Source organism: Pseudomonas sp. 2(2015) (assembly GCF_000955865.1).
GTDB lineage: Bacteria > Pseudomonadota > Gammaproteobacteria > Pseudomonadales > Pseudomonadaceae > Aquipseudomonas.
The window spans coordinates 312,776-337,935 of sequence record NZ_JYOF01000001.1 but is presented as its reverse complement, the minus strand read 5'-3'; the positions used below and the strand labels follow the sequence as shown (position 1 = coordinate 337,935).

General features: G+C 63.4%; 20 protein-coding genes. 12 read left to right on the top strand and 8 right to left on the bottom strand.

What is annotated here, in order from left to right; all coding sequences use genetic code 11:
* The 8 genes from UB48_RS01630 to UB48_RS01600 form a co-directional block, all read left to right on the top strand.
* On the top strand, positions 1-2,216 hold a 2,216-nt coding region (locus UB48_RS01630), incomplete at its 5' end, for an RHS repeat-associated core domain-containing protein (RefSeq protein WP_275558591.1).
* A 1-nt stretch (position 2,217) separates the two neighbouring features.
* Positions 2,218-2,520 (top strand): hypothetical protein, encoded by a 303-nt coding sequence (locus UB48_RS27655; protein ID WP_156160155.1) that lies wholly within the window; start codon positions 2,218-2,220, stop codon positions 2,518-2,520.
* A gap of 73 nt (positions 2,521-2,593) precedes the next feature.
* The gene (locus UB48_RS01625; protein ID WP_045193701.1) at positions 2,594-3,052 is read left to right on the top strand and encodes a hypothetical protein; all 459 of its coding nucleotides are present in this window, start codon (positions 2,594-2,596) and stop codon (positions 3,050-3,052) included.
* Between the two features lie 173 nt (positions 3,053-3,225).
* On the top strand, positions 3,226-3,954 hold the full coding sequence (gene dsbC, locus UB48_RS01620) for a bifunctional protein-disulfide isomerase/oxidoreductase DsbC (protein ID WP_045193700.1): 729 nt from the start codon (positions 3,226-3,228) through the stop codon (positions 3,952-3,954).
* Between the two features lie 79 nt (positions 3,955-4,033).
* The gene (locus tag UB48_RS01615; RefSeq protein ID WP_045193699.1) at positions 4,034-5,338 is read left to right on the top strand and encodes a homoserine dehydrogenase; all 1,305 of its coding nucleotides are present in this window, start codon (positions 4,034-4,036) and stop codon (positions 5,336-5,338) included.
* Positions 5,339-5,443: 105 nt separating this feature from the next.
* Positions 5,444-6,853: a threonine synthase gene (gene thrC / locus UB48_RS01610; protein WP_045193698.1), complete on the top strand. Its 1,410-nt coding sequence runs from the start codon at positions 5,444-5,446 to the stop codon at positions 6,851-6,853.
* 221 nt (positions 6,854-7,074) lie between these two features.
* Positions 7,075-10,539: a transporter substrate-binding domain-containing protein gene (locus tag UB48_RS01605; protein ID WP_082075370.1), complete on the top strand. Its 3,465-nt coding sequence runs from the start codon at positions 7,075-7,077 to the stop codon at positions 10,537-10,539.
* 84 nt (positions 10,540-10,623) lie between these two features.
* Positions 10,624-11,844: an EAL domain-containing protein gene (locus tag UB48_RS01600; protein ID WP_045193721.1), complete on the top strand. Its 1,221-nt coding sequence runs from the start codon at positions 10,624-10,626 to the stop codon at positions 11,842-11,844.
* Positions 11,845-11,851: 7 nt separating this feature from the next.
* Here UB48_RS01600 and UB48_RS01595 read toward each other — a convergent pair whose 3' ends face one another.
* Positions 11,852-12,514: a response regulator transcription factor gene (locus UB48_RS01595; RefSeq protein WP_045193697.1), complete on the bottom strand. Its 663-nt coding sequence runs from the start codon at positions 12,512-12,514 to the stop codon at positions 11,852-11,854.
* Between the two features lie 147 nt (positions 12,515-12,661).
* Here UB48_RS01595 and UB48_RS01590 point away from each other — a divergent pair, with 147 nt between their 5' ends.
* Entirely contained in the window at positions 12,662-12,949 is a 288-nt protein-coding gene (locus UB48_RS01590; RefSeq protein WP_045193720.1) for a DUF3509 domain-containing protein, read from the top strand.
* A 159-nt stretch (positions 12,950-13,108) separates the two neighbouring features.
* On the opposite strand, the gene UB48_RS01585 is transcribed toward UB48_RS01590, so the two are convergent.
* Together UB48_RS01585 and UB48_RS01580 are read right to left on the bottom strand one after the other, a co-directional pair.
* Positions 13,109-13,996 carry a TIGR02285 family protein gene (locus UB48_RS01585; RefSeq protein ID WP_156160154.1) on the bottom strand — a complete coding sequence of 296 codons (888 nt, stop codon included), beginning with the start codon at positions 13,994-13,996 and terminating at the stop codon, positions 13,109-13,111.
* Positions 13,997-14,040: 44 nt separating this feature from the next.
* Entirely contained in the window at positions 14,041-15,240 is a 1,200-nt protein-coding gene (locus UB48_RS01580; protein ID WP_045193696.1) for a CaiB/BaiF CoA-transferase family protein, read from the bottom strand.
* A gap of 130 nt (positions 15,241-15,370) precedes the next feature.
* Between UB48_RS01580 and UB48_RS01575 the strand changes: the two genes are divergently transcribed.
* From UB48_RS01575 to UB48_RS01565, 3 genes are all read left to right on the top strand, one after another.
* A complete protein-coding gene (locus UB48_RS01575; protein WP_045193694.1) occupies positions 15,371-15,910 on the top strand; it encodes a YaeQ family protein in 540 nt (179 codons plus the stop codon).
* 54 nt (positions 15,911-15,964) lie between these two features.
* Entirely contained in the window at positions 15,965-17,674 is a 1,710-nt protein-coding gene (recJ, locus tag UB48_RS01570; protein WP_045193693.1) for a single-stranded-DNA-specific exonuclease RecJ, read from the top strand.
* 117 nt (positions 17,675-17,791) lie between these two features.
* On the top strand, positions 17,792-18,898 hold the full coding sequence (locus UB48_RS01565) for an NADH:flavin oxidoreductase/NADH oxidase (protein ID WP_045193692.1): 1,107 nt from the start codon (positions 17,792-17,794) through the stop codon (positions 18,896-18,898).
* A 139-nt stretch (positions 18,899-19,037) separates the two neighbouring features.
* On the opposite strand, the gene UB48_RS01560 is transcribed toward UB48_RS01565, so the two are convergent.
* The 5 genes from UB48_RS01560 to UB48_RS01540 are packed head-to-tail and all read right to left on the bottom strand — an operon-like array spanning position 19,038 to position 25,133.
* Positions 19,038-20,900, bottom strand: coding sequence for an FAD/NAD(P)-binding protein (locus UB48_RS01560; protein WP_045193690.1), 1,863 nt, complete (start codon positions 20,898-20,900; stop codon positions 19,038-19,040).
* A 13-nt stretch (positions 20,901-20,913) separates the two neighbouring features.
* Positions 20,914-22,338, bottom strand: coding sequence for a gamma-aminobutyraldehyde dehydrogenase (locus UB48_RS01555; protein WP_045193689.1), 1,425 nt, complete (start codon positions 22,336-22,338; stop codon positions 20,914-20,916).
* A gap of 18 nt (positions 22,339-22,356) precedes the next feature.
* Positions 22,357-23,163, bottom strand: coding sequence for an ABC transporter permease (locus UB48_RS01550; RefSeq protein WP_045193687.1), 807 nt, complete (start codon positions 23,161-23,163; stop codon positions 22,357-22,359).
* Positions 23,153-24,091, bottom strand: a complete 939-nt coding sequence (locus UB48_RS01545; RefSeq protein WP_045193686.1) for an ABC transporter permease — start codon at positions 24,089-24,091, stop codon at positions 23,153-23,155. Before UB48_RS01545 ends, UB48_RS01550 begins: the two co-directional genes overlap by 11 nt.
* Position 24,092: 1 nt before the next feature.
* Positions 24,093-25,133 (bottom strand): ABC transporter ATP-binding protein, encoded by a 1,041-nt coding sequence (locus UB48_RS01540; protein WP_045193684.1) that lies wholly within the window; start codon positions 25,131-25,133, stop codon positions 24,093-24,095.
* Between the last annotated feature and the right edge of the window lie 27 nt (positions 25,134-25,160).

Sequence of the window (25,160 nt, the reverse complement as noted above, 5' to 3'; positions counted from 1 at the left end):
ACAAGTACTTGCGCTGGAGCGAACAGGGGCTGCTCATTGAACAGGTCGATTGCTCCGGGTATCCGACCCGTTTCAGCTATGACCGGCGCGGCCATCTGCAGGCGGTCACCGACGCCCTGGGCGAGCGCACCGAGTACCAGCACGACGCCAAGGGCCGCCTGCTCGGTTCGCAACTGCCGGACGGGCGCAACCAGCACTATCAGCATGATCGCAACGGCCAGCTCAGCAGCTATACCGACCCCGCCGGGCACACTACCCAGTACCGCTATACCCGACGCGGCCAGGTACAACAGCGTATCGACCCGCAGGGTCGGCGGGTGCAGTTCAGTTACGACGCCTACGGGCGACTGCTGGTGCTGACCAATGAAAATGGCGAGAGCTACCGGTTTGCCTGGGACCAGGTTGACCGCTTGAGCCAGCAGCAGGACCTGGACGGCAGCGCCAGCCGCTATCACTACGACCGGCTGGATAACCTCAGTTGCGTTGAGTACCTCCCCACTCCCCACGGCAGTGTCGAAGCGATCATCCATCACCTGCACCGGGATGCGGTCGGGCGCTTGATCAAAAAGCACACCGACGATGGCGAAACCCTGTACAGCTACGATCCTCTCGATCAACTGACGGCCATCAACTTCACCGACAAGGCAGGCAACAGCGAACAACTGGCCTTCGCTTACGACGCCCTAGGCCAACTGCTGGAGGAACACAGTGCCAGCGGAGTGCTGCAGCATCATTACGACGAACTGGGCAACCTGATCCAGACTCAGCTGCCCGATGGCCGCTGGCTCAACCGCCTGTATTACGGCAGCGGTCATCTGCACCAGCTCAACCTCGACGGCAAGGTGATCAGCGATTTCGAGCGCGATCGCCTGCACCGCGAAGTGTTGCGCACCCAGGGGCGAGTCAGTACCCGCAGCGAGTACGACCGCAGCGGCCGTTTGCGCTCGCGCCTGCGCCGCCCAAGCCAGCAACCGCCGCAACTGCCGGCCGCCGTGCAGCAACGCTTCGATTTCGACCCGGCAGACAACCTGACCAGCCGTTTCAACCAGCAGCCCGGCGGCCAGCACCAGCAACTGCTGCACTACGATGCCAGCGGGCGGATCATGGCCAGCCAGGACGCCGGCCAGGGCCAAAGCGAAGCCTTCGCCTACGACGCCGCCGCCAACCTGCTCGATGGGCCGCAAGCCGGCATCGGCCTGGTGCGCCATAACCGCTTGCTCACCTACCAGGACAAACGCTATCGCTATGACGGGTTCGGCCGCCTGATCGAGAAACGCAGCAGCCGGCGTGGCATCCAGCACTTCAGCTACGACGCCGAGCACCGCCTGATCCAGGTGCGCAGCCAGCACGGTGGGCGCGAACGGGTACTGAACATGCGCTACGACCCGCTGGGGCGGCGTGTCGAGAAAAGCGAATACGACGATCAGGGCAATCTGCTCGACCAGACCCGCTTCGCCTGGGATGGCCTGCGCTTGCTACAGGAGCATCGATACAGCCAGACCAGCCTGTACCTGTATGTCGAAGACAGCCACGAACCCTTGGCGCGGGTTGACGGTACGGGGCTGCACCAGCAGGTGCGCTACTACCATAACGATCTCAATGGCCTGCCCGAACAGCTGACGGACGACAGTGGCGAGGCGGTCTGGCAGGCGCGGTATCAGGTCTGGGGCAATACCCTGCAGGAAGTGCGCGAGGCGCATTTCATCGAGGAACAGAACCTCAGGTTTCAGGGCCAGTACCTGGACCGTGAGACGGGCCTGCACTACAACACGTTTCGGTTTTATGACCCGGATATCGGGCGGTTCACCCAACCCGACCCGATTGGCTTGTTGGGAGGCTCCAATCTCTATCAATACGCTCAGAATCCAGTACGGTGGATCGACCCGCTAGGATTGGAAACGACCCTGTACAGGTCCATGAGCCTTGATGAATATTCCAGCCTAATGAAAACCGGAACATGGTCATCTCACGGAACCATGGAAGGAAAGTGGTTCGCTGAGTCCTATAAAGACGCTGTGACGTGGGGGAAAACGATGGGGCATGGCGGTGATTTCCGGATTGTTCAGGTAAAAGTACCTGACAAAATTGCTAACGCGGCATTCTCTAGTGCAAACCTAGATGCAATTGGTAAAGCTAGGTACATAGAGATCAGTGATCTCAATAAAGCTAAAGTCAAACCGAAATGGACTCGCCGGATAGCTTGTGGAGGAAAATAAAATGAAAAAAATTGTTGATGTCAGAGTGCGTTGGCTCGATGAGCAATTAGGCGGGAAAGCCGTGCTGCCTCACAAAACACCTTTTTATGTTACGACCGACCTGCTTCGAAATGAATCAGGGATAGAGACGAACTGGAGTCTAGTGTTGGAAATAGAAAGCAATACAGAAGATGTCGGTAGCAGAACCGGTCTTGGTAAAGCCTATTTTCTGGTGGAGAACGCGCCATCCTCTTTACTAAGAAAAGGGTGTTCTTTGAAAGTGTATGAAGGCAGACGGTACGTTGCAGTGGTTGAGGTGGTTTAGCTGTTTCATCTGTAACGGCTGGTGAATATCCGCTCTAGATGTTTGCAGTCGGTGATTACATTCAAGGGTGAGCATGAAAAATAGAATCATCGTTGAAACCTACATTAAAATCGCCGACGGTTTCGTTGACTTTTTTGAGTTTCAAGGCGAGGTACGCCACCTGGATCAAATTGAAGGGGCTTTGGTTCTATCTATCAATGGTAAACGTCTTATTGATCAAAGCATGTTTGATTACGTCGACGACCTGTGGAGCTATTTGTCAGAAGGACTGCTGAAGGTCAGCGAGGGTCAATCGTTCAGCTGCTTTTTTCCGGACCAGCCAATCGAAGTCAAACTGACCCATGCCAATGGTCGTCTGCAGGTGAGCGTCAATTGCCACCGCGAGGTGTCTGTCGCCGCCGATAAAGATGAATTTGTCAGGGTCATGAGCGAGCAGGCGCGCAAATTCTTCATCCACTTACAGAACATACAACCCGGCGCCCAACGTACGTGCAGCTATGCCTTGGGCCATCTGGACAAGATTTGTCGGTAAATGTCGATCACCGACACCTGGCGCTATCTGCCTTGCGCTCCCGATCGAGCACGCCTCCGACCGTCGCCGCTTCTGTGGTAGGCTTGACCGGTTTGCACCGAGGGCCGCAATGACACCCCGTTTTCAGTACGGGCGTGCTGCATCCGGCCCCCCGTCCGCCCTCAGGAGTTCCCATGCGCGTGACCCAGATTTTCGCCGCCGCCGCCCTGGCGCTGGTCAGCACCTTTGCCGCTGCCGCCGACAACGCCGAGCAGGCGATCCGCAAGACCCTGCAGTCCCTGGAACTGGGCGTGCCGGTCGATAGCGTTGCCAGCAGCCCGCTCAACGGCCTGTATGAAGTCAAGCTCGAAGGCGGCCGCGTGCTGTACGCCAGCGCGGATGGCCAGTTCGTCATGCAGGGCTATCTGTTCCAGATCCAGGACGGCAAGCCGGTCAACCTGACCGAGAAGACCGAACGGCAGGCCATCGCCAAGACCATCAATGCCATTCCAGCGGCCGAGATGGTGGTTTATCCTGCCAAGGGCGAAACCAAGTCGCACATCACCGTGTTCACCGACACCACCTGCCCGTACTGCCACAAGCTGCACGCCGAAGTGCCTGAGCTCAACCGTCGCGGTATCGAAGTGCGCTACGTCGCCTTCCCGCGTCAGGGCCTGGGTTCGCCGGGTGACGAGCAGTTGCAGGCGGTCTGGTGTTCGAGCGACCGCAAGGCGGCGCTGGACAAGATGATCGATGGCAAGGAAATCAAGGCCGCCAAGTGCGCCAACCCGGTCGGCAAGCAGTTCGCCCTGGGCCAGTCGATCGGCGTCAACGGCACGCCGGCCATCGTCCTGGAAAACGGCCAGGTGATTCCGGGCTACCAGCCGGCGCCGCAAGTGGCCAAGCTGGCCCTGGCCAAGTAATTCAATCGCAAGCCGTTGCCTTGGGGTGACGGCAGTTTCACGATCGGCTGCCAGCCGGTCGTTTCATGGGGAGTTCACAGTGAAACCGGTCAAAGTAGGCATCTGTGGGTTGGGGACCGTCGGTGGCGGTACCTTCAATGTACTTAAGCGTAACGCCGAGGAGATCGCCCGCCGTGCCGGGCGTGGTATTGAAGTGGCACAGATTGCCATGCGTTCGCCAAACCCGAATTGCCAGATTACCGGTACCCCCATTACCGCTGATGTGTTCGAGGTCGCAACGAACCCGGAAATCGACATTGTCATCGAGCTGATCGGCGGCTACACCATTGCCCGCGAGCTGGTGCTCAAGGCCATCGACAACGGCAAGCACGTGGTCACCGCCAACAAGGCGCTGATTGCCGTGCACGGCAACGAGATCTTCGCCAAGGCCCGTGAGAAGGGCGTTATCGTCGCCTTCGAAGCGGCTGTGGCCGGTGGCATCCCGGTGATCAAGGCGATCCGTGAGGGCCTGTCGGCCAACCGTATCAACTGGGTGGCCGGGATCATCAACGGTACCGGCAACTTCATCCTCACCGAAATGCGTGAAAAAGGCCGTGCGTTCCCCGACGTGCTGGCCGAAGCCCAGGCCCTGGGTTACGCCGAAGCCGACCCGACCTTCGACGTCGAAGGCATCGATGCCGCGCACAAGCTGACCATCCTGGCGTCCATCGCCTTTGGTATCCCGCTGCAGTTCGACAAGGCCTACACCGAAGGCATCACTCAGCTGACCACCGCTGACGTCAACTACGCCGAAGCGCTGGGTTATCGCATCAAGCACCTGGGCGTGGCCCGCAGCACTGCCAACGGTATCGAGCTGCGTGTGCACCCGACGCTGATCCCGGCCGACCGCCTGATCGCCAACGTCAACGGCGTGATGAACGCCGTGATGGTCAACGGTGATGCTGCCGGTTCGACCCTGTTCTACGGTGCTGGCGCCGGCATGGAGCCTACCGCTTCGTCGGTGATTGCCGACCTGGTCGATGTGGTTCGCGCCATGACTTCTGATCCGGAGAACCGCGTACCGCACCTGGCCTTCCAGCCTGACTCGCTGTCGGCCCACCCGATCCTGCCGATCGAAGCCTGCGAAAGCGCCTACTACCTGCGCATCCAGGCCAAGGATCACCCGGGCGTGCTGGCCCAGGTGGCGAGCATCCTTTCCGAGCGCGGCATCAATATCGAATCGATCATGCAGAAGGAAGTCGAGGAACAGGACGGCCTGGTGCCCATGATCCTGCTCACTCATCGAGTGATCGAGCAACGCATGAACGACGCCATCACCGCCCTGGAAGCCTTGCAGGATGTGGTCGGCAACGTCGTGCGTATCCGCGTCGAACAACTCAACTGACAACTGCGGCAAGTGGCAAGCGGCAGGCGGCAAGATCACAGCGGGACTGCGGTGACTTGCAGCTTGAAGCTTGAAGCTTGAAGCTCAAACCGAAGGTTTGCAAAAATGCGCTACATCAGTACCCGCGGCCAGGCACCGGCCCTGAACTTTGAAGACGTGCTGCTGGCTGGCCTTGCCAGCGACGGCGGCCTGTACGTGCCGGAAAACCTGCCGCGTTTCACCCAGGAAGAAATCGCTTCCTGGGCCGGCCTGCCCTACCACGAGCTGGCCTTCCGGGTGATGCGCCCGTTCGTCACCGGCAGCATCGCCGATGCCGATTTCAAGAAGATTCTCGAAGAAACCTACGGCGAGTTCGCCCATGCCGCGGTTGCACCGCTGCGTCAGCTGAACAGCAACGAATGGGTGCTGGAGCTGTTCCATGGCCCAACCCTGGCGTTCAAGGACTTCGCCCTGCAACTGCTCGGCCGCCTGCTTGATCATGTGCTGGCCAAGCGTGGCGAGCGCGTGGTGATCATCGGCGCCACCAGTGGTGATACCGGTTCCGCCGCCATCGAAGGCTGCCGCCGTTGCGACAACGTCGATATCTTCATCCTCCACCCGCACCAGCGCGTGTCGGAAGTTCAGCGCCGGCAGATGACCACCATCTTCGGCGAGAACATCCACAACATCGCCATCGAAGGCAACTTCGACGACTGCCAGGAAATGGTCAAGGCCAGCTTCGCTGACCAGGGCTTCCTCAAGGGCACCCGCCTGGTGGCGGTGAACTCGATCAACTGGGCGCGGATCATGGCCCAGATCGTTTACTACTTCCATGCAGCCCTGCAGTTGGGCGGCCCGGCGCGTTCGGTGGCGTTCTCGGTTCCGACCGGCAACTTCGGCGACATCTTCGCCGGCTACCTGGCGCGCAACATGGGCCTGCCGATCAGCCAGCTGATCGTCGCTACCAACCGCAACGACATCCTGCACCGCTTCATGAGCGGCAACCAGTACGTCAAGGAAACCTTGCACGCAACCCTGTCGCCGTCCATGGACATCATGGTTTCGTCGAACTTCGAACGCCTGCTGTTCGACCTGCACGGTCGCAATGGCGCGGCCATCGCCGGGCTGATGGACAACTTCAAGCAGGGCGGCGGTTTCAGCGTCGAACAGGATCGCTGGACCGAAGCGCGCAAGCTGTTCGATTCGCTGGCGGTCGATGATGCGCAAACCTGCGAAACCATCGCCGACGTCTTTGCCCAGACCGGTGAGGTGCTCGACCCGCACACCGCGATCGGCGTCAAGGCCGCACGCGAGTGCCGCCGCAGCCTGGACACGCCGATGGTGGTGCTGGGCACTGCGCACCCGGTCAAGTTCCCGGAAGCGGTGGAGAAGGCCGGTGTCGGCAAGGCTCTGGAACTGCCGGCGCACCTGACTGACCTGTTCGCCCGCGAAGAGAAGTGCACGGTACTGGCCAATGACCTGAAAGCCGTTCAGGCTTTCGTCAGCCAGCACGGTAATCGCGGCAAACCGCTCTGATCGACTGATCGGCACAACAAAGCCCGTCTCTGACGGGCTTTTTTATTTCTACACTGGCAATGGTTTGCAGCAACGGATCAAGGGTATCAATGAGCACCGGACATCGACGCACAACAGGGCTGTTGCTGGCCTGCCTGTTCTGGCTGGGTATCGGGCCCTGGGCCCAGGCCGCCCAGAGCCTGCCCTTTACCCTGGTACCGCCGTTCACCGAGCTTGGGCCGATGCCATTGACCGCGGCCCAGCAACAATGGCTGGGCCCGGCGCGGGTGTTGCGGGTCGGTATCTCGTTTGCCGACTACGAGCCGGTGGACATCACCATCGACCGCAACCGCTACCAGGGCATCAGCGCCGACTACCTGAGCCTGGTTGCCGAACGCCTGGGGGTGAAAACCCAGGTGCTGGCCTTCGCCAAGCGCGAGGAGGCGATCGAGGCCTTGCGCCATGGCGACATCGATGTCCTGACCAGCGCCAACGGCTTTGAACGCAGCGTGGCGGGCCTGGCGTTCTCCGACGATTACATTCCGGACCGCTCCATGGTCGTGGTGCGTGGCGGCGCGCCGGTGCCGCCAAAGTCGCTGGCGGGGAAGAAAGTGGTCCTGCTCGACGGTTATGCCGACACCCGGGTCATGCACCAGGTTTATCCCGACAGTCAGGTGCTGCTGGCGCCCAACCTCAGCAGTGCCCTGGAGGCGCTCAACCAGGGTGAAGTGGATGCGTTTGTCGGCAACGAGATCATCATCCGCGCCTTCAATGCGCTGCGTCCGTACCTGGGCCTGCAGGTGGTCGGCCCCAGCGCCTTGCCGCCGATTGGCTTCGCCTTTGCCGTGCGTGCCGAAGACCGACTACTGCAGGAGATGTTCAACCAGGCGCTGGCCAGTATCGAGGAGTCGGTGCGCCGCGAAATTCTTGGCCGCTGGACCTCCGGCCTGGGCTCGGACGTGGCTCATCACCGGGTCGAGCTGAGCGTCGCCGAGCGCCGCTGGATCGCCAGCCATCCGCGGGTGACCGTGGTTGGTAGCCAGTATCCGCCTTACCTGTTCCGCACTCGCCAGGGCGCCTGGGTGGGGCTTAACAGCGATGTGTTGGCGACCATTGCGCAGATGACGGGCCTGCAGTTTGACTATGCGCCGTCCGAATCGATTGCCCAGAGCCTGGAACTGCTCAGGAGCGGGCAGGCCGACATGAGCACAACCCTCAGTGAAACCGCGGAGCGCCGCGAGTTTCTCGGGTTCACGCATTCCATTGGCGGGCAGAGCTGGGTGTTCATCGTTCGTGCGCCGCAACTGGGCCTGGCGTCGCTGGACGAACTGGCCGGGCAGACCCTGGCACTGCCGGCGCAGCATGCGCTGGAGAGCACCCTTCGCGAGGATCACCCGGGTATTCGCCTGTTGTTGGTGGACTCGCTGGAGCAAGCCCGGGAAAAGGTCCGCAACGGCGAAGCCCTGGCCACCATCGACAGCGAAATCGGCGCCTACAGCGTGATCGGCAACGACCCGGTGCTCAAGGTCGGGCGTGGAGTCGAGGGCAAGTGGGCACCGGACCGGTTCTCGGTACGGCGCAGCGCTCCGGAGCTGGAAAGCATCCTCAACAAGGCTCTGGAAGCCTTCCCGGTTGCCGAGTTGCGCACCGTGCGCATGAAGTGGCTGGGCGCGCTGGCGCCACCCGCGCCGGCCTGGCAGCGGATTGCGCCATGGATCTACTGGACCGTGGCGGCAGCGGTGCTGTTCGGGCTGGTGTCGCTGGTCTGGAGCAGTCGCCTGCGCGCGCAGATCAACCAGCGGCAAAAGGCTGAGCAAGCCCTCAACGACCAGTTGGCGTTCAAGCGTGCACTGCTCGACGGGATCCCCAACCCGATCTACGTGCGCGACCTGGAAGGGCGGCTGATCACCTGCAACAAAAGCTACGAACAGGCCTTCTCGATGCGCCTGGAAGATGTCAAGGGCCGGCGGTTGACAGACATCGATGTCATTCCCGAGGCGCTGGCCAGGCAACTGCATGCCGATTACCTGAGCCTGCTCGAAGATCCGCAACCGGTGTTCGCCGACCGCTGTATCGAGTTTGACGGCCAGCGCACCGATGCCTACCAGTGGACCGTGCCGTTCTACAGTGCCGACGGCCAGCTGCAAGGCCTGCTGGGGGGCTGGATCGACATCACCGAGCGCAAGCAACTGGAGGTGGCGCTGGTCGAAGCCCGGCAGCAGGCCGAGCAGGCCAACCAGGCCAAAAGTACCTTTCTGGCGACCATGAGCCACGAGATACGCACGCCCATGGCGGTGATCATCGGCCTGCTCGAACTTGAGCGGGAAACCACCCTGGACCGTGGCGAGCAGCCGTCCCGGCGGCTGGAAACCGCCCATCAATCAGCCCGTGAGCTGATCGCCCTGATCGGTGACAGCCTCGACCTTGCCCGGATCGAGGCCGGCAGCCTGCAGCTCGAACCCCAGGCCCGGGCACTGGCGCCGTTTCTCAAGGCTATCGTCGAGCAGTTCCAGGCCCAGGCCCTGGCTCAGGGCCTGGACTTGCGCCTGCAACTGGCCAGCGAAGCAGAAGGGGTGTACTGGTTCGACCCGCTGCGCTTGCGCCAGGTGCTGACCAACCTGCTGGGCAACGCCCTGAAATTCACCCACCTGGGCCTGGTAGAGCTGCAGGTCAGCCGCACGGGCTGCGACAGTTTGCAGGGCGTTGGCTTGCGCTTGTGTGTGCGTGACACCGGCATCGGTATCAGCAAGCAACAGCAGAGCGCGCTGTTCCAGCCCTTCGCTCAGGCAGGCGCGGGTGCCGAATATGGCGGCTCGGGCCTGGGCCTGAGCATTTGCCGGCAATTGGTCGAGTTGATGGGCGGCAACATTGCCCTGCGTAGCGTGCCGGGCAAAGGTACCGAGGTCAGTGTCGAGCTGACCCTCGAAGCGCTGGCTGCCGAGCCTGTAGCGCCAGCGCCGACGCGTGGGCTGGCGGGCGGGCCGGCGCGGCGGATTCTGGTGGTCGATGACCTTTCGGCCAGCCGCCTGGTGCTCAGCCAGCAACTGGAATTCCTCGGCCATGAGGTGCTGGCCGTGGAGAACGGCCAGAGTGCCCTGCAGGCCTGGCAGGACGGCGATTTCGACCTGGTGCTCAGCGATTGCAACATGCCGGTGATGAACGGCTATGCGCTGGCCCGTGGCATCCGCCGCCTGGAGCGCGACAGCCAGCGCCCAGCGATCGCCATCGTTGGCTGCACCGCCAACGCTATGAAAGAGGAGCGCGCCCGCTGCCTGGAGGCCGGCATGGATGAATGCCTGGTCAAGCCGGTCGCGCTGGCCCAGCTTGTCGCGGTGATCGACAGGCTGGCCGCGCGGCCCAGCTTCAGGATGGATACCCTGCAGAAGATGACCCAGGCCAACAATGCGGTACTGCGGCGCATGCTTGAGGAGTTGCGCAAAAACCTGCGGGAAGAGTCCGCTTTGCTCGCCTCTGCCGTCCAGACCCAAGGCTGGGAAGCCATTGGCGTGGCATTGCACCGCCTCAAGGGCGTCGCCTGCCTGATTGATGCGCTGCCCCTGGCGCAGGCGTGCGCGCAACTGGAAAAGGCCAGCCAGGTGCGCTCGACGCAGGCTGCCGACCCGGGATGGGCAGCATTGCAGGCGGCAATCGACCAGTTGAATCAGGACATTGAACAAGAGCTGTGGAAAATGTCACCTGAACTTTAGGACATGTCCTATGGGCGTCCTAGGTCAATTTTCCTAGAGTTGCACAGTGCTGTCGTTCAGATCGGCTACTGCGGGGAAATTTTCATGCACTCACTTAAGGTTCTGATTCTCGAGGATCATCCTTTCCAACTGATGGCCTTGCATCAGATGCTCAATGCCAATGGCGTCTTCGATGTGCTGACGGCAGAGTCGGTCGACGGCGCACGGCAGACGCTGTCCCGGCGCGGGCGGGTCGATATCGCCATCTGCGACCTGCACATGGACGGCCAGGACGGCCTGGAGCTGATCCGTCACCTGGCTGACAGCGGCCTGGCGGCGGCCTTGATTATCCTCAGCAGCGCCGAACGTGGTGTGCTCGATAGCGTTGCCGACCTGGCGCGACAGTTGGGCTTGCGGGTGCTCGGCAGTCTGCAGAAGCCGGCTTGCAGCGTTTCCCTGCACAAGCTGATGCGCCGCTACCTCGACGAGCCCGGCGATTCGCCCCAGGCGCTCGCCGCACCGGCCCATGCCGAGCTGTTGGCCATGTCGCCCGCCGAGTTGGCGCAGAGCCAGGCGCAGTGGCAGGCCCATTACCAGCCCAAGGTGGGTTTCGACGGTGCCCTGGTCGGGGTGGAGGCGTTGGTACGTTGGCAACACCCGAGCCTTGGCTTGCTTAGCCCGGCGCAGTTCTTCCCCTTGATTGAAGGCGCCGGGTTGCTGGAGGCACTCAGCTGGCACGTACTCGACCAGGCCCTGGCATTCAGTGCCCAGGCCAGGCTCGCCAGCGGCCAGCCATTACCCGTGGCGGTCAACATCGCCCCGCTGATGCTCGCCCGCGATGATTTCGCCGCGCAGGTCGTCGCGGCCCTCAAGCGCCATGACGTGCCGGCCAGCGCCCTGACCCTGGAAGTCATCGAAACCCACAGCTGCCAGCTCGACAGCACCCAGCTCGAAGGGCTGCTGCACCTGCGCATCCAGGGCTGCCAACTGTCGATCGATGATTTCGGCATGGGCGTGTCCAATCTGCAGCGCCTGCTCGAACTGCCATTCAGCGAGTTGAAACTGCCCAGCGAGTTTGTCCGGGGCATGGCCGATGATGGCCGTAAGGCGGCGGTGGTGGCGGGGGCGCTGATCATGGCCCGGCGCATGGACCTGAACGTGGTGGTCGAGGGCGTCGAGACGGTGGATGACCTGATGGCGATCAAGGCCCTGGGCAGCCCGATCATGCAGGGCTATTTCATTGCCCGGCCGATGGCGGGGCAGGACCTGCGCCGGTGGATGCTCGAGCGTGAGCCGGCCGAGGCCAGGCTGCGGCGCAGGGCGTGAACAGCCTTCAGCCCAGGCCGTGCTCCTGCAAATAGAGGTACAGCGCGGCGTCATTGGCCAGGCCCAGCTTGCGCATGGCACTGACCTTCTGGCTGCTCACTGTCTGCTTGCTGCGGTTGAGCAGGGTGGCGATCTGGCCGACCGTGTGGCCGCCGGCGAGCAGGCGGGCGACTTCCAGCTCGCGCGGCGACAACGCCGTCTGGTCGCGGGCCAGGTCTTCACGCACGGCACCGTCCTGCAACAGCAACTGCTGCACCGAATCGGCCAGGTAAATCTTGCCGCTGCGCAGGCGGGCGATGGCCTGGGGCAATTCGTCGGCCAGGCTGGCCTTGCTCAGCAGGCCATTGACGCCCAGGGCCAGCATGGCCCGGAACAGCCCGGCATTGTTGAGCATGGTCACCACCAGCAGCGGCAACTGCGGATGGTGCCGGCGCAGTTGTTCGAGCAGCTTCAAGCCATCGTTCTGCTGCTCCAGCGGCATCATGAAGTCGGTCACCAGCACGTCGCATTCCAGGCTTTGCAGCAGGGTCGTGAGCTCCAGCGGGCCGCCAGCTTCGCCCACTACGCGAATGCCCGGAAGCTGCTCGAGCACGGCGCGCAGGCCGATGCGAAAGATCGGGTGGTCATCGGCCAGGATGATGCGCAGTTCACTGGGGGCAGGGGCTGTCACAGGCAGGCTCCGCTCAACGTGCTGGATTTCAATCTGTCATTTTTGCCGGGCATGCTGGGTAAAGGAAATCGCACTGAGAGAACTTTTCCGGCTGCCTCAGGGTCAGTGAAAGACCCCTTCTCGACAGGTAGGTGAACAATGAATGAGATGGAATGTATCAGATTGTTGCTTGGTCAAGCATTGGCACCGTACCGGGTCAGGCTGGTGCGCCTGAGCACCGGCTGTGATTTCGACCTGCGCCTGACCGACGAAACCAACCGCAGCGTGCTGCAGCGCACGGTCAAGCCCAGCCAATTGCAGGACCAGCGCCTGCTGGTCGACCTGGTCGATGGCCTGCAGCGTGACCTGCTGATTGTAGAGGGCCGCCTGCAGCCTTGCGTCATCGCGGCGCAGCGCCATCTGCAGCAAGGCCGCTCGATCAGCGCCAGGGTGTGACGGAACCTTTGCCGGGCAAGGCAATCAGACCTAACAAGGACAGCTGATCGGGATTTTGCTCCGATGTCGTGAAGCTGTCGTGCGAAGCCCTATGGGCTTTTGTTTAGCCCCGGGCGGCCTCCCCACCGTTCGGGGTTTCTTTTTGCCTGCGATCGGGCCTCAGGGGTGCTCGCCAAACAGGTGCAGGCTGTCGTGCAGGTACTGTTCGCGCATTTGCGGCGCCAGCCACTGGGCGTACAGGTCGGGCAAGGTGTCGTTGCGCAGCGCCAGGAGCAGTTTGTTGATATGGCTGATGGCTTCGCGCCCCAGCGGCGTGTCGGAGCAGCCGACCCGCAGCAACTGGTACTGCTCGACTCCCTGGATCGGGTAGAAGGCATAGTCGTCGCTGGGCCAGCCTTGCTGTTGCAGCAGGTAGCGCACTTCCGGCCAGTAGCCGAGCACCAGTTGCAGGCGGTCATGCTGCTGCATTTGCAGCAAGCTGGTCACTGCGTCATTGCCGTAGTGGCGGCTGAGGGTAGTGTCGGGCAGGGTCTTGAGCAGTTCATCAACCGCCGGGCTGTAGCTGCGCTGAGCCACCACACCCAGCTTGAGCGCGGTACTGCCGAGCAGCGTCTGCAGGTCGACCTGCTGGTTGTGCAGGTAGGGGTCAAGCAGGTGCTGGTCCTTGCGCCGGACCACCAGGCCGCTGCTGAGCACGCCCAGGCTGGGGATCGAGAAATGCACATAGCGCGCCCGCTCCGGGGTCCACAGCAGGGTCGGGTCGCAGGTGAAGGTGGGCGCCTGGAGCATCTGGATGCCGCGGGCGCGGTTGACCCGGACGATGCTGTGATCGTACTCGGGCATCTGTTCGATCAGCAGCGGCAGCAAGCGGTCGATCACCCCCTGGCCCTTGCCGGTGCCTTCGAAAATGGTCAGCGGCGGCAAGTCGCGCAACAACCAGAACAAACGCTCCTTGGCCGAGGCCGGAGCGGGCAGGCCCAGGCAAAGCAACAGACCTAGCAACAGCGGCAATCCACGACGCATGCTCGCTTGCCAGTGATGGGTCATGTCCAGGTCTCCACCGTTGCCACGCAACTTGAGTAGTGCCGTGTTCAGACTGCGCCTTGCGTGCGTAGCCGGGCAATCGCAGCTGTGTCATAACCCAGCCCGGCCAGTACCTGCTCGGTGTGGGCTCCAAGCTCCGGCCCGACCCATTCGCTGGAGCCGGGGGTGTCCGAGAGCTTGGGGACGATTCCCGGCATCTTGAACGGCGTGCCGTCGGGCAGCTTGGCTTGCAGGAACATCTCGCGGGCGAGAAATTGCGGGTCGCTGAACATATCTTCGGCACTGTAGATGCGGCTGGCCGGTACCTGGGCCTCATTGAGCACCTGCATCAGCGCATCCAGTGGCAAGGTCCGCGCCCAGCGGTCGATCACCCCGTACAACTCATCGCGGCGCAGGTCGCGGCCGTCATTGCTGGCGAGCGCCGGATCGTCGGCCAGGTCATCGCGGCCGATGGCCAGCATGAAGCGCTTGAAGATCGCATCGCCATTGGCGCCGATCTGCACGTGCTTGCCATCGGCGCTGGTGTGGATGGAGGAGGGGGTGATGCCGGGCATGATGTTGCCGGTACGCTCGCGGATAAAGCCGAACACGTCGAACTCCGGCACCATGCTTTCCATCATGGCGAATATCGCCTCATACAAGGCGACATCCACCACCTGGCCCTGGCCGCCGTTGACTTCGCGATGACGCAGGGCCATCAACGCCCCGATCACGCCCCACAAGGCCGCAATCGAGTCACCGATGGAGATGCCGGTACGTACCGGCGGGCGGTCCTCGAAACCGGTGATGTAGCGCAGCCCGCCCATGGATTCGCCGACGGCGCCAAACCCCGGCTGGTCTTTCATCGGCCCGGTCTGGCCGAAGCCGGACAGGCGCACCATCACCAGCTTCGGGTTGAGGGCGTGCAGCACGTCCCAGCCCAGGCCGAGTTTTTCCAGCACCCCGGGGCGGAAGTTCTCGATCAGGATGTCGGCCTCGGCCAGCAGCTTCTTGAGAATATCCAGCCCTTCGGCATGCTTGAGGTTGAGCGTGAGCGACTGCTTGTTGCGGGCCTGGACGAACCACCACAGCGACGTGCCTTCGTACAGCTTGCGCCACTTGCGCAGCGGGTCGCCGCCATCGGGCGACTCGACCTTGATTACCTCGGCGCCGAATTCGGCGCAGATGCGCGAAGCGAACGGGCCGGCGATCAGGGTGCCGAGTTCGATGACTTTGAGGCCGGCGAGCGGTTTGCTGGGCGTAGGCATGAGGCGTCCGTGGCAGCGGGTCAGGGCCCCCGTTTTTATCATAGCTGGGCGCGCCCAGATACTGCTGCGGCGCAAGGAACATGCGGATCGGTTAGACTGGGCGACTTTCCTTGCCGCAAGAAGCCCGTCCATGGCCCAGCCATCCACCACCTACAAGTTTGAACTGAACCTCACCGACCTTGACCGCGGCGTGTACGAAAGCGTCAAGCAGACCATCGCCCGTCACCCGTCGGAAACCGAAGAGCGCATGGCCGTGCGTCTGCTGGCCTACGCCCTGTGGTACAACGAGCAACTGTCTTTTGGCCGCGGTCTGTCGGACGTGGACGAAGCGGCGGTGTGGGAAAAAAGCCTGGACGACCGCATCCTGCACTGGATCGAAGTCGGCCAGCCCGATGCCGATCGCCTGACCTGGTGCTCGCGTCGCACCGAGCGCACCAGCCTGCTGGCCTATGGCAGCCTGCGCGTGTGGGAAACCAAGGTGCTGCCGGCGGTCAAGAACCTGAAAAACCTCAACATCGCCGCCGTGCCCCAGGAAGTTCTGGAAACCCTGGCCAAGGACATGCCGCGGGCGATCAAGTGGGACGTGATGATCAGCGAAGGCACGGTGTTCGTCACCGACGATCGCGGCCAGCACGAAGTCCAGCTGCAATGGCTGATGGGCGAGCGCTGATCGCGCGTCCTTTCAAGCCGAACATCCCTGATTGACGAGAAGCCCCAACGCCCCATGCGTATCGATCCCCGCCCGTTGCCGTCCACGTTGCCCTTTCTCGGCGACCTGCCACCCTTGCTGACCCGCCTGTATGCCGCCCGTGGCGTGCAATCGGCAGCCGAGCTGGATAAGAGCCTGGCGCGCCTGCTGCCTTACCAGCAGCTCAAGGGCATCGAGGCGGCAGTCGACCTGCTGGTGACGGCACTGGCAGAACGCCAGCGCATCCTTATCGTCGGCGACTTCGATGCCGATGGCGCCACCGCCAGCACCGTCGGCCTGCTCGGCCTGCGTCTGCTGGGTGCTGCCCATGTTGATTACCTGGTGCCCAACCGCTTCGAGTACGGCTATGGCCTGACTCCGGAGATTGTCGAAGTGGCCTTGCAGCGCCAGCCGCAATTGCTGATCACCGTCGACAACGGCATTTCCAGCGTCGAAGGCGTGGCCGCCGCCAAAGCTGCGGGATTGAAGGTCCTGGTGACCGATCACCACCTGCCTGGCCATGAGCTGCCGGCGGCCGACGCCATCGTCAACCCCAATCAGCCGGGCTGCGAGTTCCCCAGCAAGGCGCTGGCCGGGGTCGGGGTGATTTTCTATGTGCTGATGGCCTTGCGCGCTCGGTTGCGCAGCCTCGGTCACTACGACAACGCGCCGCAACCGAACATTGGCGAGCTGCTCGATCTGGTGGCCCTGGGCAGCGTCGCTGACGTGGTGCCGCTGGATGCCAACAACCGTATCCTGGTGCACCAGGGCCTGGAACGCATCCGTGCCGGACGGGCGCGGCCGGGGCTCAAGGCCATTCTTGAAGTGGCCCGCCGCGATCACGCGCGCATCACCTCCACCGACCTTGGCTTTATTCTTGGCCCACGGCTCAATGCGGCCGGGCGCCTGGACGACATGAGCCTGGGCATCGAGTGCCTGCTCAGTGACGATGCCAACCTGGCTCGGGAAATGGCCGGCCAGCTCGACGAACTGAACCAGGACCGCAAATCCATCGAGCAGGGCATGCAGCGCGAAGCCCTGGCCCAGCTCAAGGACCTGCCGCTGGAATCGATGCCGTTCGGCCTGTGCCTGTTCGAGCCGGACTGGCACCAGGGCGTGATCGGCATCCTTGCCTCGCGCCTGAAAGAGCGTTACCACCGCCCGACCATCGCCTTTGCCGATGCCGGCGACGGCATGCTCAAGGGCTCGGCGCGCTCGGTGCCGGGCTTTCATATTCGCGATGCGCTGGATGCCGTGGCGGCGCGCCATCCGCAGTTGATCAGCAAGTTCGGCGGCCACGCCATGGCCGCCGGCCTGTCGCTGCCGGCTGATAACTTTCCGGCCTTTGCCCAGGCCTTCGACGAAGAAACCCGTCGCCAGCTGTGTGAAGAAGACCTCACCGGCCGCTTGCTGTCGGACGGCACCCTGGCGGTCGAGGAGTTCCACCTGGAGCTGGCCCGGGCTTTGCGCAACGCCGGGCCCTGGGGCCAGCACTTCCCCGAGCCGCTGTTCCACGGGGTGTTCCAGCTGGTCGAGCAACGGGTCGTCGGTGAGCGGCACCTGAAGGTGGTGCTCAAGAGCGAATGCGGTTCGCTCAAGCTCGATGGCATCGCCTTTGGCGTCGACCGTGAAGTCTGGCCCAACCCCACCGTGCGCTGGGTCGAGCTGGCCTACAAGCTCGACGTCAACGAGTTTCGCGGCCAGGAAAGCGTGCAACTGATGATCGCGCATATCGAGCCGCGCTGATCTCACGGGGCAAAGTGGTCTAGGCTTCGAATGATGGGTCGAAGAACCTGCGGGGAAGATTCTGTAGTCGGCCGGTCAACTACCTGGAGCCTTACCACTTGATTTGAGAGGTGCCCCATGAGCCTGCTGCTTGAGCCGTATACCCTGCGCCAGCTGATCCTGCCCAACCGCATTGCCGTCTCACCCATGTGCCAGTATTCCAGTGTCGACGGCCTGGCCAATGACTGGCACCTGGTGCACCTGGGCAGCCGCGCGGTGGGTGGTGCCGGGCTGATTTTCACCGAAGCCACTGCCGTGACTGCCGACGGGCGCATTACCGCGCAAGACCTGGGCTTGTGGGACGACGCGCAGATCCCGGGGCTGCAGCGTATCACCCGTTTCATCACCGCCCAGGGCGCGGTGCCCGGCATCCAGCTGGCCCATGCCGGGCGCAAGGCCAGCACCCATCGGCCGTGGCTGGGCAAGCATGGCAGCGTCAAGGTCGACGATGGCGGCTGGGTGCCAGTGGGGCCCTCGAAAATTGCCTTCGACCCGGAGCACACAGCCCCCAGCGAACTGAACGAAGCGCAGATCGGCGAGATCATCCAGGCCTTTGTCGCCGCTGCCCGGCGCGCCCTTGAGGCCGGTTTCAAGGTGGTCGAAGTGCATGCCGCCCATGGCTACCTGTTGCACCAGTTCCTGTCGCCATTGAGCAACCAGCGCCGTGACCAGTACGGCAGCTGCTTTGAAAACCGTATCCGCCTGACCCTGCAAGTGACCGAAGCGGTGCGCGAGGTGTGGCCGGCCGAGTTGCCGGTGTTCGTGCGGCTATCGGCCACTGATTGGGTCGAGGATGGCTGGAACCCGGATGAGACTGTGGAGCTGGCCAAGCGCCTGCGCAAACTGGGCGTGGACCTGATCGACGTGTCCTCTGGCGGCACCTCGGTAAAAGCCGAGATCCCGACCGGGCCGGGCTATCAGACCCAGTTCGCGGCCAAAGTGCGGGAAGAGGCGGGGATCGCCACCGGGACGGTGGGCATGATCACCGACCCGATGCAGGCTGAAACCATCTTGCGTACCGCGCAGGCCGATATCATCTTCCTCGCCCGCGAGCTGCTGCGCGACCCGTACTGGCCGCTGCATGCCGACGACGACCTGGGCGGCAACAAGGCGGTGTGGCCGGCGCAGTATCAACGGGCTACCAGTCGCGACCAGCCGATACATGAGTCTGATTTACGCGATTGACTGAATGGCGAGCGCTTCGCGCTCGATCGCGGGGCAAGGCCCGCTCCCACAGGTTCGGTGCCGCTCTCAGGATGGTGTATCAAGGATGATGGAGATCTTGTGGGAGCGGGCCTTGCCCCGCGATGCGGGCACCGCGCAATTAGGCCAATTCCCCCACCGCCCGCCACGCCTCATCAATCGCCGCATGGGCATAGGCGCTCCAGGCCGCGTCCGAGTTGGCGATGCTGACCTTGCCCACGGGCTGGCGCGCCAGCTCCATCCACTGCTCGATCTGCGCCGGGTCGTCGTAGAGGGTATTGGTGGAGCAGGCATAACCATGGGGCCAGCGGTTGACCGTGATCGCCAGGATGTCCTTGTTGTGGTCAAAGCCACCAGGACCCAGCATGCGTTGCAACTGCTCGCGCAGCTGGCTTTCCAGTACCTCGAATGAGGTGCCGTACAGGCGCCCGCGTCCGGCACGGGCCTGGTCGCGGCTGCTCATGCCGCTGTCGGGGCTGGTCGGGACAAACACCATGTGCAGGCCGATGGGCTGCGCCGGGTCGCGTGGATGTTCGTAGCCGCCGAGGCTCACCGGGTAGTCGAGCTTGATCCGGCTGTAGGGCTGGGTGGCGGCGTAGATCTCGTGCACGCCAAGCTTCTGGAACGCTTGCCAGTTGCGCACGATGACCTTGGTGTACACCAGCGGGAACTTGACGTTCTGGCTCAGGGCGTGGGCCTGTTCGGCCGACAGCTCGCGCAGCAGGTAGGGGATCATCATGTTGTAGCAGGCCAGGATGCAGTGCTTGGCGCGCACCTTGGCCAGTTGCCCGGCGCGGCTGTAGCCGACATCGACCCCACCCGCGACGTTGCGCACGCTCACCGCCGTGCTGTTCAGGCGCAGGCGCAGCGGTTGCCCGGCGCGGTCGAGCTGGCTGTAGTCGAAATTGGCGAGGACGATGTCTTCCATGCTCTGGCCCGGCGCCACCGATGGCACCAGGCTGCGCACCAGCAGGCGTGCCAGCGAGGCGTTGCCGTCGGGGAAGTGGTAGATGTAGGGCTCTTCCATCTCCGCCTTGGCTTCCTCGCTGAGCGGCGCCAGGTTCATCGCGGCAAAGCCCGGGAAGCCGACAGAGTAGGCGTCGGCAGCGGCGACGGCATCGATGCCCACGGCCATGAAGTCGTTGGTGCGGCCCTGGAAGTACTTGACCGCCCTGGCCGACAGGCCGACGTCCTTGAGCAGGAAGTCGCGGTAGCTGGTGCGCTCCAGATAGGCCGTCTTGTCCTCCAGCGACTTGCCGGCCAGGTAGTCGCGCGGCGCCTGGTGCAGGTCGATCAGCGCCTTGCGGTCGCTTGCGGGCAAGGGGAAGTCATTGATGAAATCGGCAATCGGGCGGGCGTTGAGCTGGCTCGGGGCGATGTCGTCGGCGACCATCGGCGTCGGGTCGCCAGTGACCAGCTTGTCTTCGCCGAAGGTTTCCTGGTCGAAGAACACCGCGCGCGACAGGCCCAGGTCGGGGTAGAAGCTGCGGTCAAAGGCGGTCTCGAAACGCTTGATATCGACGCCAAGCTTTTGCAGCAGGCCGTTGACCTCCTTGCTGTACAGATGGTTGGGCGACTGCAAGGCTTCACTGCCGCCATAACCGAGGATCATCCGCCCACCGGCGCTGAACTCGTTGCGCTTGGCGTGGCCGCCGAAATCGTCGTGGTTCTCGAGGATCAGGATCTTCGCGGCGGGATGTTTCTCGCGATAGAAGAACGCCGCCGCCAGGCCGCTGATGCCGCCGCCGACCACCACCAGGTCGTATTCCTCGCTGATCGGCAGGGCGTCGGTGGCGAAGGTCTTTTTCTCCCAACCCATCTGGTGCGCAACTTCGAAGGCGCCGACATGGCTGCCACGCAAACCGGTCAAGGCCGGTGGGTAATAGCGCCCGCTGGGGGCCGCCTGAAGCAGTTGCAGCGGGGTCAGGCCCGCTGCGACGCCGATGGCGACTCCGTTGATGAAGTCGCGTCGGGTGATTTCCATGGGTGTCCTTACCTTAATGTTTGAACATCACATGCCGGACGCAGGTGTAGTCTTCCAGCCCGTACATGGACATATCCTTGCCATAGCCAGACAGTTTCTGACCGCCATGGGGCATTTCGCTGACCAGCATAAAGTGCGTGTTGACCCAGGTACAGCCGTACTGCAGGCGCGCCGAAACGCGATGGGCACGGCCGACGTCGGCGGTCCACAGCGACGACGCCAGGCCGTAGTCGGAATCGTTGGCCCAGGCCAGGGCCTGCGCTTCATCGTCGAAACGGGTCACCGAGACCACCGGCCCGAACACCTCGCGGCGGACGATCTCGTCATCCTGCTGGGCATCGGCCAGCACCGTAGGTTCGAAAAAGAAACCGTCACCGGCCACCGCCTTGCCACCGGTGACCAGGCGAATATGCGGCTGGGCAATCGCCCGTTCGACCATGGCCGCCACCCGGTCGCGGTGCTGGGCGGTGATCAGCGGGCCGAGCTCGGTGTCCGGGTCGTTCTGCAGGCCATGCTTGATGCTGGCCACGGCCTTGCCGAGCTTTTCGACGAATTGCTCGTAGATGCCGCTTTGGGCATAGATGCGGCAGGCGGCGGTGCAGTCCTGGCCGGCATTGTAGAAGCCGAAGGTGCGGATGCCGTCGACCGCGGCGTCGATATCGGCATCATCAAAAATGATCACCGGGGCCTTGCCGCCCAGTTCCATGTGCATGCGCTTCACGCTGTCGGCGGTGCTGGCGATGATGTTGGCGCCGGTTGGGATCGAGCCGGTCAGCGACACCATGCGCACTTTCGGGTGGGTCACCAGCGGCGTGCCGACGCTCGGCCCGCGACCGAAAAGAATGTTCAGCACGCCGGCCGGCAACAGCTCGCTGGCAAGTTCTGCCAGGCGCAGCGCAGTCAGCGGCGTTTGCTCCGACGGCTTGAGCACCACGGTGTTGCCGGCGGCCAGCGCCGGGGCGATCTTCCAGGCAACCATCATCAGCGGGTAGTTCCACGGCGCGATCGAGGCGACCACGCCCAGCGGGTCGCGACGGGTCATCGAGGTATGCCCCGGCAAATATTCACCGGCAGCCGAGCCGCCCAGACAGCGGCTGGCACCGGCAAAAAAGCGGAACACATCGGCGATCGCCGGGATCTCGTCATTGAGCGCGGCGGCATAGGGTTTGCCGCAGTTGTCCGACTCCAGGCGGGCCAGCTCTTCGCCGTGGGCCTCGATGGCGTCGGCAAGTTTGAGCAGCAACAGCGAACGCTCTTTGGGCGTGGTCTGCGACCAGCTGTCGAAGGCACGGTCGGCGGCGCGCACGGCAGCATCGACCTGGGCCTCGCTGGCCTCGTTGACTTCCACCAGCACGCTGCCCAGCGCCGGGTTGAGCACCGCGTAGCCTGCGCCTTCGCCGTCCACCAGTTGGCCGTTGATTAACAGTCGGGTTTGCATGGTCCAGTCCTCCAGGAGTTATTTGCCGCTGCCGGCTACGCTTTCGCCGCCGCGGGTCAGGTAATAGGCGCCGAGGATCGGCAGCATGGTCACCAGCATCACCAACATGGCCACTACGTTGGTGACCGGCACATCGCGCGGCCGGCTTAACTGGTTGAGCAGCCAGATTGGCAGGGTGCGCTCGTGGCCTGCGGTGAAGGTGGTGACGATGATTTCATCGAACGACAAGGCAAAGGCCAGCATGCCGCCGGCCAGCAGTGCCGAGCCGAGGTTGGGCAAAACGATGTAGCGAAAGGTCTGCCAGCCGTCGGCGCCCAGGTCCATCGACGCCTCGATCAGGCTCTGCGAGGTGCGCCGCAGGCGGGCGATGACGTTGTTGTAGACGATCACCACGCAAAAGGTCGCGTGGCCGACGACGATGGTGAAAATGCCCGGCTCGATCCCCAGGGTCTTGAATGCCGAGAGCAGGGCGATGCCGGTGATGATCCCGGGCAGGGCGATGGGCAAAATCAGCATCAGCGAGATGCTCTCCTTGCCGAAAAAGCTGCGCCGGTACAGCGCCGCCGAGGCCAGGGTGCCGAGCACCAGGGCGATCAGCGTCGCCAGGCAGGCGACCTGCAGCGACAGTTTGATCGACTCCAGCACGTCCGGGCGCGCAAACGCCACGCTGAACCACTTCAGGGTCAAGCCCTGCGGTGGAAAGCTGAAGGCGGCGTCCTCGGTGTTGAAGGCATAGAGGAAGATGATCAGGATCGGGAAGTGCAGGAACACCAGCCCGCCCCAGGCCGCCAGGCGCAGGCCGATCGAGGCGCGTTCAGAGTGCATCGAAGGCCCCCAGGCGTTTGACTATGGTCAGGTACACGGCAATCAGCACGATCGGCACCAGGGTAAAGGCGGCAGCCATGGGCATGTTGCCGATGGCGCCCTGCTGGGCATAGACCATGCTGCCAATGAAGTAGCCGGGCGGGCCGACCAGTTGCGGGACGATAAAGTCGCCCAGGGTCAGCGAGAAGGTGAAGATCGAGCCTGCGGCTATGCCAGGTACCGACAGCGGCAGGATCACCTGCATGAAGGTCTGTCGCGGCCGCGCGCCAAGGTCCGCCGAGGCTTGCAGCAATGACGGCGGCAGGCGTTCCAGCGAAGCCTGGATCGGCAGGATCATGAACGGCAGCCAGATGTACACGAACACCAGGAAGCGCCCCAGGTGCGAGGTCGACAGGGTGCTGCCGCCGACCCCGGGAATAGCGAGGATGAACTGCAGCACCGGCCCCAGGTTGAGTTGCTGGACGAACCACTGGGCCACGCCGCCCTTGGCCAGCAGCAGGGTCCAGGCGTAGGCCTTGACGATGTAGCTGGCCCACATCGGCATCATCACCGCGATATAAAAGAACGCTTTGGTCTTGCCGCTGGTGTAGCGGGCCATGTAGTAGGCGATGGGGAAGGCCAGCACGGCGCTAGCCAGCGACACGGCGATGGCCATGCCCAGGGTGCGCAGGATGATGTCGAAGTTCGATGGGTTGAACAGCGCAGCGAAGTTGCCCAGGGTCAGGTCAGGGGTGACCGCCATGGTGAAGTCGTCGAAGGTGTAGAAACCCTGCCACAGCAGGCTCAGCAGCGACCCCAGGTAGATCGCGCCAAACCACAGCAGCGGCGGCACCAGCAGCAGCGCCAGGTACAGGTTGGGGCGCCGGTAGAGCAGGGTCGAGAAGCGCCGCATGACGCCCGGCGCGCTGTTTGCCAGAGCCTGGGTCATTTCAGTGGCCCTCGCCGGGCACGGTTTCCTGCAACGCCGTCATCGCCTCGCGGGCCCAGCGTGCCTGCAGGCGCTGGCCGGGCTGCCAGGGCGCGGCGTGTTCCTGCCACTGGTTGTTGGCCTGGCTGATGCTCAGCAACTGGCCGTTGTCCAGCTGCAGCTCGTAGCGGGTGGCGCTGCCCTGGTACTGGATATCGTGGAGCAGGCCGCTGACCTGGATTTCGTTGCTGGCCGCCGGCTGGTCGCCAAGGCGGATGTGTTCCGGGCGGATCGAGAACGGCAGCTGGCTGCCATTGAGCTGCTGCGCCAATGCGCCGCGCAGCACATTCGAGGTGCCGACGAACTCGGCGACGAAAGTGGTCGCCGGCTTCATGTACAGGTTGCGTGGAGTGTCGACCTGCTCGATGCGGCCGCGGTTGAACACCGCGACGCGGTCCGACATCGACAGCGCCTCGGTCTGGTCATGGGTGACAAAGATGAAGGTGATGCCCAATTGGCGCTGCAGCTTTTTCAGCTCGCCCTGCATTTGCTCGCGCAGTTTCAGGTCCAGCGCTCCCAGCGGTTCATCGAGCAGCAGCACCCGCGGGCGATTGACCAGCGCCCGCGCCAGGGCCACGCGCTGGCGCTGGCCGCCAGACAGTTGCACCGGCCTGCGCTGGCCATAGCCGCCCAGGGCAACCATGGCCAGGGCCTCTTCGGCGCGGGCATGGCGTTCGGCCTTGGCCACGCCCTTGACCTTGAGGCCATAGGCGACGTTGTCGCGCACGTTCATGTGCGGGAACAGCGCGTAGTCCTGGAACACCGTGTTGACGTCGCGCTGGTAGGGCGGCAACCCCGCCGCCTCTTCACCGTGGATGCGGATCGACCCGGCACTGGGTTGCTCGAAGCCTGCAATCAGGCGCAGGCAGGTGGTCTTGCCCGACCCTGAGGGACCGAGCATCGAGAAGAACTCACCGTCGTGGATGTCGATCGACACCTGGTCAACCGCCCTGACCTCGCCAAAGGTGCGCGAGACATTGGTGAACTGCACTGCAAGGGTCATGGTGCGAAGCTCCAGCAAGAGGGAGCA

Excerpts from the sequence above, each read along its gene's own strand:
- recJ (WP_045193693.1), top strand. The coding sequence starts at position 15,965 with ATGCGTATCGATCCCCGCCCGTTGCCGTCCACGTTGCCCTTTCTCGGC.
- UB48_RS01600 (WP_045193721.1), top strand. The coding sequence starts at position 10,624 with ATGCACTCACTTAAGGTTCTGATTCTCGAGGATCATCCTTTCCAACTG.
- UB48_RS01565 (WP_045193692.1), top strand. The coding sequence starts at position 17,792 with ATGAGCCTGCTGCTTGAGCCGTATACCCTGCGCCAGCTGATCCTGCCC.
- UB48_RS01625 (WP_045193701.1), top strand. The coding sequence starts at position 2,594 with ATGAAAAATAGAATCATCGTTGAAACCTACATTAAAATCGCCGACGGT.
- thrC (WP_045193698.1), top strand. The coding sequence starts at position 5,444 with ATGCGCTACATCAGTACCCGCGGCCAGGCACCGGCCCTGAACTTTGAA.
- UB48_RS01545 (WP_045193686.1), bottom strand. The coding sequence starts at position 24,091 with ATGACCCAGGCTCTGGCAAACAGCGCGCCGGGCGTCATGCGGCGCTTC.
- UB48_RS01585 (WP_156160154.1), bottom strand. The coding sequence starts at position 13,996 with ATGACCCATCACTGGCAAGCGAGCATGCGTCGTGGATTGCCGCTGTTG.
- UB48_RS01540 (WP_045193684.1), bottom strand. The coding sequence starts at position 25,133 with ATGACCCTTGCAGTGCAGTTCACCAATGTCTCGCGCACCTTTGGCGAG.
- UB48_RS27655 (WP_156160155.1), top strand. The coding sequence starts at position 2,218 with ATGAAAAAAATTGTTGATGTCAGAGTGCGTTGGCTCGATGAGCAATTA.
- dsbC (WP_045193700.1), top strand. The coding sequence starts at position 3,226 with ATGCGCGTGACCCAGATTTTCGCCGCCGCCGCCCTGGCGCTGGTCAGC.
- UB48_RS01550 (WP_045193687.1), bottom strand. The coding sequence starts at position 23,163 with ATGCACTCTGAACGCGCCTCGATCGGCCTGCGCCTGGCGGCCTGGGGC.
- UB48_RS01575 (WP_045193694.1), top strand. The coding sequence starts at position 15,371 with ATGGCCCAGCCATCCACCACCTACAAGTTTGAACTGAACCTCACCGAC.
- UB48_RS01590 (WP_045193720.1), top strand. The coding sequence starts at position 12,662 with ATGGAATGTATCAGATTGTTGCTTGGTCAAGCATTGGCACCGTACCGG.
- UB48_RS01560 (WP_045193690.1), bottom strand. The coding sequence starts at position 20,900 with ATGGAAATCACCCGACGCGACTTCATCAACGGAGTCGCCATCGGCGTC.
- UB48_RS01580 (WP_045193696.1), bottom strand. The coding sequence starts at position 15,240 with ATGCCTACGCCCAGCAAACCGCTCGCCGGCCTCAAAGTCATCGAACTC.
- UB48_RS01555 (WP_045193689.1), bottom strand. The coding sequence starts at position 22,338 with ATGCAAACCCGACTGTTAATCAACGGCCAACTGGTGGACGGCGAAGGC.
- UB48_RS01605 (WP_082075370.1), top strand. The coding sequence starts at position 7,075 with ATGCCATTGACCGCGGCCCAGCAACAATGGCTGGGCCCGGCGCGGGTG.